Source organism: Roseicyclus sp., assembly GCF_052168335.1.
Classification (GTDB): Bacteria; Pseudomonadota; Alphaproteobacteria; order Rhodobacterales; family Rhodobacteraceae; genus Roseibacterium.
In genome coordinates this window covers 1-14,055 of record NZ_JBQLZP010000310.1, presented here as the reverse complement: position 1 = coordinate 14,055, position 14,055 = coordinate 1, and the positions used below count along the sequence as shown (strand labels likewise).

At 70.9% G+C, this 14,055-nt stretch carries 11 protein-coding genes; 7 read left to right on the top strand and 4 right to left on the bottom strand.

Going from position 1 to position 14,055, the window contains the following annotated elements:
- On the bottom strand, nt 1-1,186 hold a 1,186-nt coding region (locus ACTS11_RS09695), incomplete at its 3' end, for a PEP/pyruvate-binding domain-containing protein (RefSeq protein WP_442640116.1).
- 166 nt (nt 1,187-1,352) lie between these two features.
- On the opposite strand from ACTS11_RS09695, the gene ACTS11_RS09690 reads away from it, so the two are divergent.
- The 6 genes from ACTS11_RS09690 (at nt 1,353) to ACTS11_RS09665 (ending at nt 8,521) form a co-directional block, all read left to right on the top strand.
- Entirely contained in the window at nt 1,353-2,261 is a 909-nt protein-coding gene (locus ACTS11_RS09690; RefSeq protein WP_442640115.1) for a LysR family transcriptional regulator, read from the top strand.
- A 110-nt stretch (nt 2,262-2,371) separates the two neighbouring features.
- Entirely contained in the window at nt 2,372-2,845 is a 474-nt protein-coding gene (locus ACTS11_RS09685; protein ID WP_442640114.1) for a formate dehydrogenase subunit gamma, read from the top strand.
- A complete protein-coding gene (locus tag ACTS11_RS09680; RefSeq protein ID WP_442640113.1) occupies nt 2,842-4,356 on the top strand; it encodes a formate dehydrogenase beta subunit in 1,515 nt (504 codons plus the stop codon). Before ACTS11_RS09685 ends, ACTS11_RS09680 begins: the two co-directional genes overlap by 4 nt.
- A 208-nt stretch (nt 4,357-4,564) precedes the next feature.
- Nucleotides 4,565-7,486 carry a formate dehydrogenase subunit alpha gene (fdhF, locus tag ACTS11_RS09675; protein WP_442640112.1) on the top strand — a complete coding sequence of 974 codons (2,922 nt, stop codon included), beginning with the start codon at nt 4,565-4,567 and terminating at the stop codon, nt 7,484-7,486.
- Nucleotides 7,483-8,313 carry a formate dehydrogenase accessory sulfurtransferase FdhD gene (fdhD, locus tag ACTS11_RS09670; protein ID WP_442640111.1) on the top strand — a complete coding sequence of 277 codons (831 nt, stop codon included), beginning with the start codon at nt 7,483-7,485 and terminating at the stop codon, nt 8,311-8,313. Before fdhF ends, fdhD begins: the two co-directional genes overlap by 4 nt.
- Nucleotides 8,303-8,521, top strand: a complete 219-nt coding sequence (locus ACTS11_RS09665; RefSeq protein ID WP_442640110.1) for a formate dehydrogenase subunit delta — start codon at nt 8,303-8,305, stop codon at nt 8,519-8,521. Before fdhD ends, ACTS11_RS09665 begins: the two co-directional genes overlap by 11 nt.
- Here the strand turns inward: ACTS11_RS09665 and ACTS11_RS09660 are convergent, their stop codons facing one another.
- From ACTS11_RS09660 to ACTS11_RS09650, 3 genes are read right to left on the bottom strand one after another with little or no spacing between them, the layout of a single operon-like run.
- Nucleotides 8,522-9,730 (bottom strand): efflux RND transporter periplasmic adaptor subunit, encoded by a 1,209-nt coding sequence (locus ACTS11_RS09660; RefSeq protein WP_442640109.1) that lies wholly within the window; start codon nt 9,728-9,730, stop codon nt 8,522-8,524. It lies immediately after the preceding gene.
- A 6-nt stretch (nt 9,731-9,736) separates the two neighbouring features.
- The gene (locus ACTS11_RS09655) at nt 9,737-12,094 is read right to left on the bottom strand and encodes an ABC transporter permease (protein ID WP_442640108.1); all 2,358 of its coding nucleotides are present in this window, start codon (nt 12,092-12,094) and stop codon (nt 9,737-9,739) included.
- A gap of 9 nt (nt 12,095-12,103) precedes the next feature.
- Complete coding sequence (locus tag ACTS11_RS09650; RefSeq protein WP_442640107.1) at nt 12,104-12,811, bottom strand: ABC transporter ATP-binding protein; 708 nt, start codon at nt 12,809-12,811, stop codon at nt 12,104-12,106.
- 188 nt (nt 12,812-12,999) lie between these two features.
- Between ACTS11_RS09650 and ACTS11_RS09645 the strand changes: the two genes are divergently transcribed.
- Nucleotides 13,000-14,055 (top strand): dihydroxy-acid dehydratase domain-containing protein (locus tag ACTS11_RS09645; RefSeq protein ID WP_442640106.1); only part of this gene is annotated, 1,056 nt, incomplete at its 3' end.

Here is a 14,055-nt window from a genome sequence, read left to right as displayed (position 1 = left end):
AGGTCACGAGGACGGAGCCCGGCACGAACTTGTCGATGTCGGCCGCCGTCTGGAACAGGCAGGCCCGCCGGGCCGCCGCCGCCGAGCCCACGGCCAGCCCGTCGAGCAGCGCGGGGCCCGCGGGCTTCACGCCGTAGGATTGGAGGACATGGGTGTCGCGGCGGGACTGCACCGTCTCGGGCCGGGCCTGCACGATGAAGAGCTCGCCCGTCAGCCCGTCCTTGGCCCACTCCATATCCATCGGCAGCCCGTAATGCGCCTCGATGGTCGCCGCCATGCGGGCCAGCGACAGCACCTCGGCGTCCGACAGCGTGAAGCGCCCGCGCTCGGCCTTCGAGGTCGGCACGTTGCGCGTCATCGACTGCGTCCGCCCCTCGTGCTTCTCGCCGTAGATCATCTTGATCTCCTTGGCGCCGAGGTCCTTGGCGACGATGGGCGAAAGCTCCGGCCGGTCGAGGAAGGGTTTGAAGACCTGCCACTCGTCGGGATCGACCGCGCCCTGCACCACGTTCTCGCCGAGGCCCCAGGCCCCGGTGATCAGCACGAATCGGTCGCAGCCCGTCTCGGTGTCGATCGAGAACATGACGCCCGAGGACGCCTTGTCCGAGCGCACCATCCGCTGCACCCCGATCGACAGCGCCACCTCCGTGTGGTCGAAGCCGTTGAGGTTGCGGTAGGTGATCGCCCGGTCGGTGAAGAGCGAGGCATAGCAGCGGCGGCAGGCCGACAGCAGCTCCTTCGCGCCCTGCACGTTGAGGAAGGTCTCCTGCTGGCCCGCGAAGCTCGCGTCCGGCAGGTCCTCCGCCGTGGCCGAGGAGCGGACGGCGACGGAGATGTCCGCGACGCCCGCCTCGCGGCTCATCCGCGCATAGGCGTCGCGGATGTCGGCGGCGAGGTCCTCGGGCCAATGCCCCGCCTCGAAGGCCTTGCGGATCGCGGCGCCCGCCTCCTGCAGGGTCGCGCGTCCCTCGTCGAAGGCGGCCATCCGCTCGGTGATGACCGCGCCGAGCCCGTTCGCGGCGACGAAGCTGCGGTAGGCGTCGGCCGTCGTGGCGAAGCCGCCGGGCACCTGGATGCCCTCGCCCCCGAGGGCCGCGATCATCTCGCCCAGCGATGCGTTCTTGCCGCCCACGCGCGGCACGTCCTCGCGCCGCAGGTCCTGCAGCCAGATCAGGGTCTCGGTCATGCGAATGCTTCCATGCTTGGTCATGTGAACTCCTCCCGGACGCAAGGACGCCCGCCGTGGCGACAGGGTGCCGGGGCGGGGACGGGGGCGCCTTGACCCGTGTCAAACGGCAGGTTGATTGGCAAGTTCTATTGAAATCGCGCAAGATCATCGCGAGATTGCCCCCATGATCCACAAGCTCGAGATGTTCCTCGCCGTCGCGAAGGAAGAGCATTTCGGCCGCGCCGCCGAGACCCTCGGCATCACGCAGCCGACGCTCTCGACCGGCATCCGCCAGCTCGAGGAGATGCTGGGCGTGCAGCTCATCTTCCGCGGGCACCGCTACGGCGGGCTGACGCCGGAGGGGCAGAGGGCGCTCGTCTGGGCGCGGCAGCTCGTCTCCGACGCCCGCACCTTCCGGGAGGAGATGCGCGCCGCCCACCACGGGCTTTCGGGCCATGTGCGCCTCGCCGTGATCCCGACCGCGCTGACCTGGGCCGCGGCGCTGTCCGCGCGCTTCGCCGAGGCGCATCCGAACGTCCGCTTCACCATCCTGTCGCGCACCTCGGCCGAGATCCTGGGCATGCTCGAGAACCTCGACGTGGATGCGGGCCTGTCCTACCTCGACAACGAGCCCCTGGGCCGCGTCGTCACCGTGCCGATCTACCGCGAGCGCTATGTGCTGGTGTGCCGGGCGGACAGCGACCTGGCCGCGCGCGACCGGGTCGGGTGGGTGGACCTCGCGGGGCGGCGGCTGTGCCTGCTGACGCCGGACATGCAGAACCGGCGGATCATCAACCAGAACTTCATGGATGCGGGGCTCACGCCCGACGCGCAGGTGGAGAGCAACTCCACCCTCGTTCTCGCCGCCCATGTCCGGCAGGGCGACTGGCTGACGATCCTGCCCTCCGAGATGGCCGAGGTGCTGACGGCGGGCGGCGATCTCTGCACCCGACCGATGGAGGGGCAGACCGCGACTCACACCGTGGGCCTCGTCGCGCCCTACCGCGAGCCGCACACGCCGGTCCTCGCCGCGCTGCTGGCCGAGGCCGAAAGGCTCGGATCCGGGCTGGATTCCGTCGCATCCACGGCGTGAAAGGTCGCGCGTGTTTCATTCGGAATATCTATCGATTGACGGAACTGCGATATTGAAACCGCATTGAACTTTCCTCAGGGTTGCGCGCGAACGACGCCCGGAGCCCGCCCATGCCCGCCAGCCAGACCCGCGCCGCCCCCGATGCCGGAGAGATCCGCGCCCTGATCGCGCGCCACGAGGGGCTCGAGGGGCCGCTCCTGCCGATCCTCCACGCGCTCCAGGCGGAGTACGGCCACGTCCCCGGCGAGGCACACGGGCCGATCTGCGACGCGCTGAACATCTCGCGTGCCGAGCTTCATGGCGTGATCTCCTTCTACCACGACTTCCGCGAGCGGCCCGCCGGGCGGCACGTCGTGAAGATCTGCCGCTCCGAGGCCTGCCAGGCCGTGGGCGGCGCGGTGCTGGCCGCGCGGGTGCTGGACCTTCTCGGGCTGTCCTGGGGCGGCACGACGCCCGACGGCCGCGTCACGGTGGAGCCGGTCTACTGCCTCGGTCTCTGCGCCATCGGACCGGCCGCGATGATCGACGGCGCGGTGCGCGGCCGCGTCCGGGCCGAGGCGCTGGTGGCGGAGGTCGCGCGATGAGGATCTGGGTTCCCCGCGACGCCGCCGCGAAGGCGCTGGGCGCCGAGGCCGTGGTCGCCGCGATCCGGGCCGAGGCGGACGCGCGGGGCCTCGAAGTGGAGATCCGCCGCAACGGCTCGCGCGGGATGCTCTGGCTCGAACCGCTGGTGGAGATCGAGGAGGGCGGCGCGCGGATGGGTTTCGGCCCGGTGACGGCGGCGGATGTGCCGGCGCTCCTCGACGGGAGGCTTCAGGGGCTGGGGCCGGTGGAGGAGATCCCCTTCCTCGCGCGGCAGGACCGGCTGACCTTCGCGCGGGTGGGGCGGATCGACCCGCTCGACCTCGGCCAGTACGAGGCGGAGGGCGGGCTCGCGGGGCTCCGCCGCGCGCTCGGCATGGACGGTGCCGGGATCGTCGCCGAGGTGACCGACAGCGGGCTTCGCGGACGCGGCGGCGCGGGCTTTCCGACCGGCATCAAGTGGGAGACGGTGCGCCGCGCGCCCGGCCCCCGCAAGTACATCGTCTGCAACGCCGACGAGGGCGACAGCGGCACCTTCGCCGACCGGATGCTGATGGAGGGCGACCCGTTCTGCCTGATCGAGGGCATGGTCATCGCGGGCCTCGCCGTGGGTGCCGAGAAGGGCTTCGTCTACATCCGCTCGGAATATCCCGACGCCATCGAGACGATGGAGGCGGCCGTGCGGATCGCAAGGGAAAACAATATCCTTGGGCGCGTTCTTCATTCATCGCACGACTTCGACATCGAGGTGCGCGTGGGCGCGGGCGCCTATGTCTGCGGCGAGGAGACATCGCTCCTCAACTCGCTCGAGGGCAAGCGCGGCGTGGTGCGCGCCAAGCCGCCGCTGCCGGCGCTGGAAGGCTTCCTGGGGCGGCCCACGGTCGTGAACAACGTGATCTCGCTCGCCACCGTGCCGGTGATCCTGGAAAAGGGCGCGGCGCATTACGCGGGCTTCGGCCTCGGGCGGTCGAAGGGGACGATGCCGATCCAGATCGCGGGCAACGTGCGCTTCGGCGGGCTCTTCGAGACGGCCTTCGGGATGCCGCTCGGCCGGCTGGTCGAGGAGATCGCGGGCGGCACGGCCAGCGGCCGCCCGGTGAAGGCGGTGCAGGTGGGCGGCCCCCTCGGCGCCTGGTTCGCGCCCGCGAGGTTCGACACGCCCTTCGGCTACGAGGAGTTCGACGGCGCGGGCGGGCTGATCGGGCATGCCGGGATCGTCGTCGTGGACGACACCGCCGACATGCGCGCCATGGCGCGCTTCGCCATGGAGTTCTGCGCGGTCGAGAGCTGCGGGAAATGCACGCCCTGCCGGATCGGGGCGGTCCGGGGCGTCGAGACGATCGACCGGATCGCGGCGGGCGACGCCTCGGCGGTGCCGCTGCTGGTCGATCTCTGCGAGACGATGAAGGACGGCTCGCTCTGCGCGCTGGGCGGCTTCACGCCCTACCCGGTGATGAGCGCGCTCGAACAGTTCCCGGAGGAGTTCGCAGGCGTGCGGGAGGCGGCGGAATGAGCGCGCGGCAGGGTTTTCGCTGCCTGCGGCAGCGACCGCGTGATCGTTTTCGCCGCCTTTGGCAGCGACCGGCCGATCGTTTTCGCTGCCTGCGGCAGCGACTGGCAATCGAGTTTCGCTGCCTTTGGCAGCGACCGGGGCGAGGGGGTTTCACCCCCTCGCGCTCCCCCGCGTATTTGCAGAAAGATGATGGCAAGGGGTTGATCGCATGAAGGATTTCGTCATTCCCGCCTATCCGCCCGGCGACGCGCGGGACGACGCGCGCGACATGGGGACGCCCGCGAAGGCGGGCGCGCCGGTGACGCTCAGCATCGACGGGTTCGAGGTGACGGTGCCCGAGGGCACTTCGGTCATGCGGGCCGCGGTGGAGGCCGGGATCGCGGTGCCGAAGCTCTGTGCGACGGACAGTCTCGAGGCCTTCGGGTCCTGCCGCCTGTGCGTCGTCGAGATCGAGGGGCGGCGGGGCACGCCCGCCTCCTGCACGACGCCGGTGGCGCCGGGGATGGTGGTGCGCACGCAGTCGCCGAAGGTGAAGAAGATCCGCCGCGGCGTGATGGAACTCTACATCTCGGACCATCCGCTCGACTGCCTGACCTGTGCCGCCAACGGGGATTGCGAGCTGCAGGACATGGCGGGGGCGGTGGGGCTGCGCGACGTGCGCTACGCGGCGCCCGAGGGCGGCAGCCTCGCCAACCATTTCGCGGCGCGGAACACCTCGGGCGAGGCCAACCCGGAGTGGATCGCGAAGGACGATTCGAACCCCTACTTCACCTACGATCCCGCCAAGTGCATCGTCTGCAACCGCTGCGTCCGGGCCTGCGAGGAGGTGCAGGGCACCTTCGCGCTGACGATCGAGGGCAGGGGTTTCGAGAGCCGCGTCAGCGCGGGGGGCGCGGGGGACGACTTCCTCTCCTCGGACTGCGTGAGCTGCGGCGCCTGCGTGCAGGCCTGCCCGACGGCGACGCTGCAGGAGAAGTCGGTGATCGCGCTCGGCACGCCGACGCGCTCGGTCATCACCACCTGCGCCTATTGCGGGGTCGGCTGCTCGTTCAGGGCGGAGCTGAACGGGGACGAGCTGGTGCGGATGGTGCCGTGGAAGCATGGCGGCGCGAACCGGGGACATTCCTGCGTGAAGGGGCGCTTCGCCTGGGGCTACGCGACCCATGCCGACCGCATCCTGAACCCGATGATCCGCGAGCGGATCGAGGACCCCTGGCGCGAGGTGAGTTGGGAGGAGGCGATCGCCTTCGCGGCGGGGCGCCTGCGCGCCATCCAGGAGCGGCACGGGCGCAAGTCGGTGGGCGTCATCACCTCGTCGCGCTGCACCAACGAGGAGACCTACCTCGTCCAGAAGCTGACCCGCGCGGTCTTCGGCAACAACAACACCGACACCTGCGCGCGGGTCTGCCATTCGCCCACGGGTTACGGGCTGGGCCAGACCTTCGGGACCTCGGCCGGCACGCAGGATTTCGACAGCGTCATGCAGGCCGATGTCGTTGTGGTGATCGGGGCGAACCCGACGGACGGGCACCCGGTCTTCGCCTCGCGGCTGAAGAAGCGGCTTCGCGAAGGTGCGAAGCTGATCGTGATCGACCCGCGGCGGATCGACCTCGTGAAGTCGCCGCATGTCGCGGCGGCGCATCACCTGGCGCTCCGCCCCGGCACGAACGTCGCCGTCGTCACCGCGATGGCGCACGTGATCGTCACCGAGGGCCTGATGGACGAGGCCTTCATCCGCGAGCGCTGCGACTGGGACGAGTTCCTCGAATATGCCGAGTTCGTCTCGGACCTGCGCCATGCGCCCGAGATGACGGAGATGCTGACCGGCGTTCCGGCGGAGGAGCTGAGGGCCGCCGCGCGCCTCTATGCCAAGGGGGGCAACGGCGCGATCTACTACGGGCTCGGCGTGACGGAGCATTCGCAGGGCTCCACCACGGTGATGGGGATCGCCAACCTCGCCATGCTGACCGGCAACATCGGGCGCGAGGGTGTGGGGGTGAACCCGCTCCGCGGCCAGAACAACGTGCAGGGCTCCTGCGACATGGGGAGCTTCCCGCACGAGCTGCCGGGCTACCGCCACGTCAAGAACGCCGACGTGCGGGCGATCTTCGAGGCGGCCTGGGGCGTGGAGATCGACCCCGAGCCGGGCCTGCGCATTCCCAACATGCTCGACGCGGCGGTGAGCGGCACCTTCAGGGGCCTCTACTGCCAGGGCGAGGACATCCTGCAATCGGACCCCGACACCAAGCACGTGGCGGCGGGCCTCGCGGCGATGGACTGCGTGATCGTCCACGACCTCTTCCTCAACGAGACCGCGAACTACGCGCACGTCTTCCTGCCGGGCTCGACATTCCTCGAGAAGGACGGGACGTTCACCAATGCCGAGCGGCGGATCAACCGCGTGCGCCGCGTGATGGCGCCCCGCAACGGCTATGCCGACTGGGAGATCACGCAGCTTCTCGCCAATGCGATGGGGGCCGGGTGGCATTACACGCACCCTTCGCAGATCATGGAGGAGATCGCGGCCACGACCCCCTCCTTCGCGGGCGTGACCTACGAGCTGCTGGAGACGCGCGGTTCGGTCCAGTGGCCCTGCAACGAGGCGAAACCGGATGGCTCGCCGATCATGCACGTGGATGGCTTCGTGCGCGGCAAGGGACGGTTCATCGTGACGGAATACGTCGCGACGGACGAGCGGACGGGGCCGCGCTTCCCGCTGCTGCTCACGACCGGGCGCATCCTCAGCCAGTACAACGTCGGTGCGCAGACGCGGCGGACGGAGAACACCGTCTGGCACAAGGAGGACGTGCTCGAGATCCATCCCCACGACGCCGAGGTGCGGGGCGTGAAGGAGGGCGACTGGGTGCGCCTCGCCTCGCGCTCGGGGGAGACGTCGCTGCGCGCCGTCCTGACCGACCGGGTCAGCCCGGGCGTCGTCTACACGACCTTCCACCATCCGGGCACGCAGGCCAACGTCATCACCACGGACTATTCCGACTGGGCCACGAACTGCCCCGAATACAAGGTGACGGCGGTGCAGGTGTCGCTCTCGAACGGGCCGACGGAGTGGCAGCGCAGCTACGAGGCGCAGGCGGAGCGGGCGCGGCGCGTCCTTCCGGCGGCGGAGTGAGAGACGCCTCCCGCATCCGGCCCTCCACGGGCGCGCCGGGCCTCGTCCTCTCGGGGGGCGAGCGGCGTGCCGTGACGCGCGCGCTGCCCGAAGAGGTGCCGGTCGCGATCACCGTCAACGGCACGACACAGGCGGTCATGATGGCGACGCCCGCCGATATCGAGGACTTCGCGCTCGGCTTCGCGCTGAGCGAGGGGATCGTGGCGGAGGCGGCCGAGATCGGCAGCGTCGAGGCGCTGGACCTCGCGCGCGGCATCGAGGCGCGGCTCTGGATCGACGAGGGGCGGGCCGAGGCGCTGGGTGCGCGGCGGCGCGCGATGCTGGGCCCCGTGGGCTGCGGCCTCTGCGGGATCGACAGCCTCGAGGAGGCGGTGCGCCCCCTGCCGCGGGTGAGGGCTGAGGCGGCCTTCACCATCGCCGAGATCGTGGCCGCCGCCGAGGACCTGCGCGCGCACCAGCCGCTGCACGACCTGACGCGGGCGGTGCATGGCGCGGGGTTCCTCCAGCCGGGGCGGGGGATCACCCATGCCCGCGAGGACGTGGGCCGGCACAACGCGCTCGACAAGCTGATCGGCGCGCTGGCGCGGGACGGGGTGCCGCCCGCACGCGGCGCCTTCGTCCTGACCAGCCGCGTGTCCGTCGACATGGTGCAGAAGGCCGCGATGGCGGGGGCGGGCCTCGTCGTCTCGGTCTCGGCGCCGACGGCCCATGCGCTGCGCCTCGCCGAGGAGGCGGGCCTGACGCTCGCCGCCTTCGCGCGCGGCGAGACCGTCGAGGTCTTTTCCCACCCCGCCCGCATCATCGAGAGGAGAAGCGATGTCGCCTGACAAGCTCGTGCGCATGGCAAACCAGATCGCCATGTTCTTCGACAGCCAGCCGGGCCACCAGGCGGCGGAGCGGACGGCGCAGCACCTGCGCGACTTCTGGGACCCCGCGATGCGGGCCGAGATCCAGCGTGCGATCGACGCAGGGCAGGCCCAGGGTCTGAGCGTCACCGCGCGCCTCGCCGTCCGGATGCTGGGCGAGACCGTCTGATCAGAGCGTCGCCCGGTCCACGATGGCGACGCCGTCCTGAACCGCGTCGCTCGGGTGGGTCACGATCACGTCGCCGGGCGCGAGGCCGCCCGTGATCTGAGCCGTCCGCTGGCCGCGGCGGCCGACCTCCACCAGCCGCTCGCGCGCGATGCCGTCCTCCACCACGAAGACGGCCCAGTCCCCGCCCCGGCGGAAGAGCGCGCCGAGCGGAACCTGCACGACCTCGGGCCCCTCCCACTCGACGATCCGGAGGAAGACGGAGAAGCCGTGACCGAGGCCGGGGCGCGCCCCGGCCGGCGTCTCGATGGAGAAGATCGCGTCCACGCGCTGCTCCTCGATGCCGAGGGAGGAAACGCGCGTCTCGGCGGCGGGCTCGATCCGGCGGAGCACCGCCTCGAGCGGGTCGGGGCCGCCCCAGCGCTCGACGATGGCGCGCGTGCCGGGGCCGATGCGCACCGCGTCCGACGAGAGGAGATCGGCGACGATCTCGAGGTCCTGCGGGTCGCCCACCGTGACCAGCGGCGCACCCGCCTGCACCGGATGCTCGCTGATCTGCGCGATGGAGAGGACGACGCCGTCGGCGGGCGCGCGCAGGACGACGCAGCACTCCTCCTCGGCCACGTCGTCCACGCCGGGGCCGACCAGCGCCGCCTCCGCCCGGCCGAGCGCGCCCTCGGACATGGCGAGACGGGACCGCGCGGCGGCGACGGCGGCCTCGGCCACGGCGAGTTGCTGGGCCACCGTCTCCATCTGCGTGACCGTGGCGACGCCGCGCTCCACCAGCGTGCGGGTGCGGTCGTACTGGAGGCGGGCGAACTCCTCCTCCTCCTCCATCCGGCGCAGTTCGGAGCGCGCGACGTCGAGCGCGGCCTCGGCCTCGGCCACGCTCGCCTCCGCCTGCGCACGGCTCCGCGCGTCGAGGAGCGAGGGGCTGCCGGGCTCGACCCGCGCCACGACCGTCTCGCCCGCCGTGACCGGATCGCCCACCGCGACGGGCGCGCGGCGTGCGGTGCCGGCGATGGGGCTCGCCACCTCGTAGAGGTCGACGATGCGCGTGCGTCCATCGGCGTCGATCGTCACCTGCATGGGCCGCGCGGTCACTTCCACGAGGTCCACGGGCACCGGGTCCTCGCGGAAGGCGACCCAGGCCAGCCCGCCGATGAGGACGGCGCCTGCGAGGCCGAGGCCGAGGGTTCGCGTCTTCAGCATGTCGGATCACTCCCTTGTCTTCATGACGGCGACGAGGTCCATCCGGTCGATGCGGCGCCGCACGAGCATGACGGAAACGAAGCTCGCGGCGAGCACGATCAGGCTCGCGCGGGCGAAGATGGCGGGCTCCAGCACCAGCGGGATGGCGTAGAGGTCGGAGGAGAAGCTGTTCGACAGCGCGGTCGCGATCCAGGCCCCCATGAGCCAGCCGAGCGGTTGCGCCAGGACGGCCAGCAGCATCGTCTCGCCGACCAGCACCGACGACACCTCCGCCCGGCTGAAGCCGAGGATGCGCAGGCTCGCCAGCTCCCGCGCGCGCTCGCTCAGCTGGATGCGCGCGCCGTTATAGGCGACGCCCACGGTGATGAGGATGGCGATGCCCGCGTAGATCATGTTCACCACGACGACGTTCTGGCTGATCGTCTCCTCGAAGGAGCGGCGGTTCTCGTTCATCAGGATGAGGCCCGAGAGCGCGGGCGTCTCCTGCAACGCGGCGTGAAGCGCGGGGAGCGCCGTCTCGTCCACCAGGACGTTCGCGACCGACATGCGCGGGCTGCGGCGGAACTGCGCGTCGAGGAATTCGATGTCGGCATAGGCGCCGAGGCCGAGGAACTGCTCGACGAGGCCGGTCACAACCATCTCGTGCGTCTCGCGGCGGCCGGTCATGAACTCCACCTCCACGCTGTCGCCGACCGCGAGCTCCAGCTGCTCCGCCAGCCGGGTGGAGAGGAGGAGGCCACCGGGCGGCGGCGTGATCGGCCTGCCGTCCGCGCCGATCACCCGGCTGAGCGTGGCGTCCCCGGGCCGCGCCTCGAGGGCCACGCGCTTCTCGCGCGGGCCGTTCCTGAGCGTCGCGGAATGGAACTGCTGCGGCTCCACCTGCATCACGCCGGGCAGGCGGGCGACATCGGGCAACGCCGTCTCCGGCACGTCGGAGGTGAAGAGGATCATGGCGTCCTGCCGGAACGCCTGGTTGAAGGCGAGGTCGATGATGTGGTTGAGCGCGCCGAACATGAAGCCCGAGGAGATGACGGCCGCGGTCGCCGCCCCGAGGCCCGTCGCCGTCAGGAAGCTCCGCACCGGCCAGCGCACGACGCTGCGGAGCACCATGATCGTCGTCTGCCGGAGGCGCGCGTGCGCCATCAGCCGGTCGAGGAGGCTGCGTCGGAACATCGGCGGGGCCGGGGGCTGCATGGCGACGGCGGGGGCGAGGCGCGCGGCCATCAGCGCCGCCCGCGCCGCGCCGAGCATCGTGGTGAGCAGCGCCGCGAGCCCCGACATCGCGTAGACCCAGAGCGGCACGCGGAAGATGAGGTAGGGGAAGTCGAAGAAGGTCGCGTACTGGTTCGCCATCAGCCGCGCGAGGATCGTGCCGAGGCCCCAGCCGATGCCGACCCCGATCACCGCGATCATGGCGGCGAGCAGCAGGTAGTGCAGGCACACCTCCACGTCCGAATAGCCGAGCGCCTTCAGAAGCCCGATCTCCGCCCGGTCGAGCGCGACGATCCGGCTGATGACCATGCCGACGAGGAAGGCCGAGATGGCGAAGAAGATCGGCGGAACCACCGTCGCCATCCCGCGAAGCTGGTCGATCTCGGCGGAGACGAAGCTGTCGCTGACCTGCGAGGAGCGGTCGTAGGCGCCGAGCCCGCCATAGGGGTCGAGCAGCGTGTCGAGCCTGTCCATCACGTCGCGGGCCTGCGCCTCGGCGTCGATGCGGAGCGCCACGTGGTTGAAGGCGCCCGCCATGTCGTAGGCGGCGGCGACGGCGGCCTCGCTCATCCAGAGGATGCCGAAACCCTCGTTGTCGGGCATCAGCGCGCCGGGCCCGATCGTGTAGATGAACTCGGGGCTCAGCGCCGTGCCCGTGATCGTCAACGCGCGCCGCTGGCCGTTGATGTTGGCGTGGAAGACGTCGCCGATGGCGAAGCCGTTGGCCTCGGCGAAGGCGGTCGTGACCATGACCTCGTCGGGCGCGGCGGGGTAGGTGCCCGTCCTGAGCACGGGCACGTTCAGGAGCGGCGCGTCGTCGGCGGGCCAGGACAGGATCTGCCCCATCGCCACCTCCTCCCGCCCCGGAAGGTCGAGGATCGCCATGCCCCGCACCTGCGCCCCGGCGGAGGAGACGCCGGGGATCTCGGCGATCTCGGGCAGGAGCGTCAGCGGCGCGCGGCGCGTCTCGGCGAAGATGTCGGCGAAGCGGTTGCGCTCGTAATAGGCGTCGCGCGTGTCGGTGAGCGCGGTGTTCATCCCGAAGGCGGTGAGCAGGATCGCGACGCCGCAGGCCAGCACCACCGCGATGGCGAGCCCCTGGAGCCAGAGCCGCCCGAAGTCGCGCAGGAGCTTCTTGTCGATCGCCTGCATCCCCGGCCCTCACCACGTGATCTCGTGGGGGGCGACGCGGCGGTCGTTCACCTCGACGCCCGCGATCCTGCCGTCCGCGAAGAGGATGACCCGGTGCGCCATCTCGCGGATGCCGGCGTTGTGCGTGATGACGATGGTGGAGGTGCCGAGGCTGTCGTTGATCTCCTTCAGGACCTCGAGCACCTGCACCCCGGTCTTCGAGTCGAGCGCGCCCGTCGGCTCGTCGCAGAGCAGGACCTCGGGCCGCTTGGCGATGGCGCGCGCGATGGCGACGCGCTGCTGCTCGCCCCCCGAGAGCTCGGCCGGGAAATGGTCGAGCCGGTGCTTGAGGCCCACCATCTCCAACGCCTCGGCGGGGTCCATGGGCCTGGGCGCCACGTCGGTGACGAGCTGGACGTTCTCACACGCGCTGAGCGAGGGGACGAGGTTGTAGAACTGGAAGACGAAGCCCACGTGATCCCGCCGGTAGCGCGTCAGCGCCCGGTCGCCGAGATCTGTCAGCTCGAGGTCGCGGAACCAGACCCGCCCCGAGGTCGCGTGGTCGAGCCCGCCGAGGATGTTGAGAAGCGTCGACTTGCCCGAGCCCGAGGCGCCCAGCAGGACGGCGAGCTCGCCCCCGTAGAGCTCGAGGTCGACGCCCGCGAGCGCGTGGACCTCGGCGCCGCCCGTGGCGTAGGTCTTGCGCAGCGCCTCGGTGCGGAAGACGAACTGAACCATCCGGTTTACCTCCGTGCGCCCCGTCTGGCACATTCGGATCGGTCGGGACTTGATCTGCCTCAACAGGCTGGACCCGGCGCCGCCGGATCGCAACCCCGCCGCCCCTTGTCCGGTGGCGCGGCGCTGCGTAAGACTGGCGCCAGCCGTCTCAATATTCGGCCCCAAGTTTCAGCATGTGGAACCGAGCCATGTCGAAGACCCGCGCCAACCGCCGCTACCGCAGCCAGGAATGGTTCGACAATCCCAACAACCCGGGCATGACCGCGCTCTATCTCGAGCGATACCAGAACCAGGCCTTCACCAAGGACGAACTGCAGTCCGAGCGCCCGATCATCGGCATCGCGCAGACGGGCAGCGACCTCGTTCCCTGCAACAAGATCCACGTCTTCCTCATGGACCGGATCAAGGCCGGCATCCGCGACGCGGGCGGCATCCCGATGGAGTTTCCCGTCCACCCGATCCAGGAGACCGGCAAGCGGCCCACCGCCGCGCTCGACCGCAATCTCCAGTATCTCAGCCTCGTCGAGGTGCTGCACGGCTACCCGATCGACGGCGTCGTGCTGACCACGGGCTGCGACAAGACCACGCCCGCGATGCTGATGGGGGCCGCGACGGTGGACATCCCCGCCATCGCGCTCAACGGCGGGCCGATGACGGACGGCTGGTGGAAGGGCAAGCGCGCAGGGAGCGGCACGATCCTGTGGGAGAGCCGCAGGCTGCTGGCCGCGGGCGAGATCGACTATGCCGAGTTCATGGCGCGGGCCTGCTCGTCGGCGCCCTCGCTCGGGCATTGCAACACGATGGGCACGGCCTCGACCATGAACGCGATGGCCGAGGCGCTGGGCATGACGCTGCCCGGTGCGGCGGCGATCCCCGCGCCCTTCCGCGAGCGGATGGAGATGGCCTACCTGACCGGGCGGCGCATCGTCGGCATGGTGGAGGAGGACCTGAAGCCCTCCGACATCCTGACCCGCGCCGCCTTCCTCAACGCGATCCGGGTGAACACGGCGATCGGCGGCTCGACCAACGCGCCGCCGCACCTGCAGGCCATCGCACGGCACGCGGGCGTGGAGCTGCACGTCACCGACTGGCAGGAGCACGGCCACGACCTGCCGCTCCTCGTCAACATGCAGCCCGCGGGCGAGTACCTCGGCGAGAGCTTCTTCCGCGCCGGCGGCGTGCCCGCGGTGATGGGCGAGCTGATGGCGGCGCGCCGGCTCGACGGTGGCGTGATGACCGCGTCG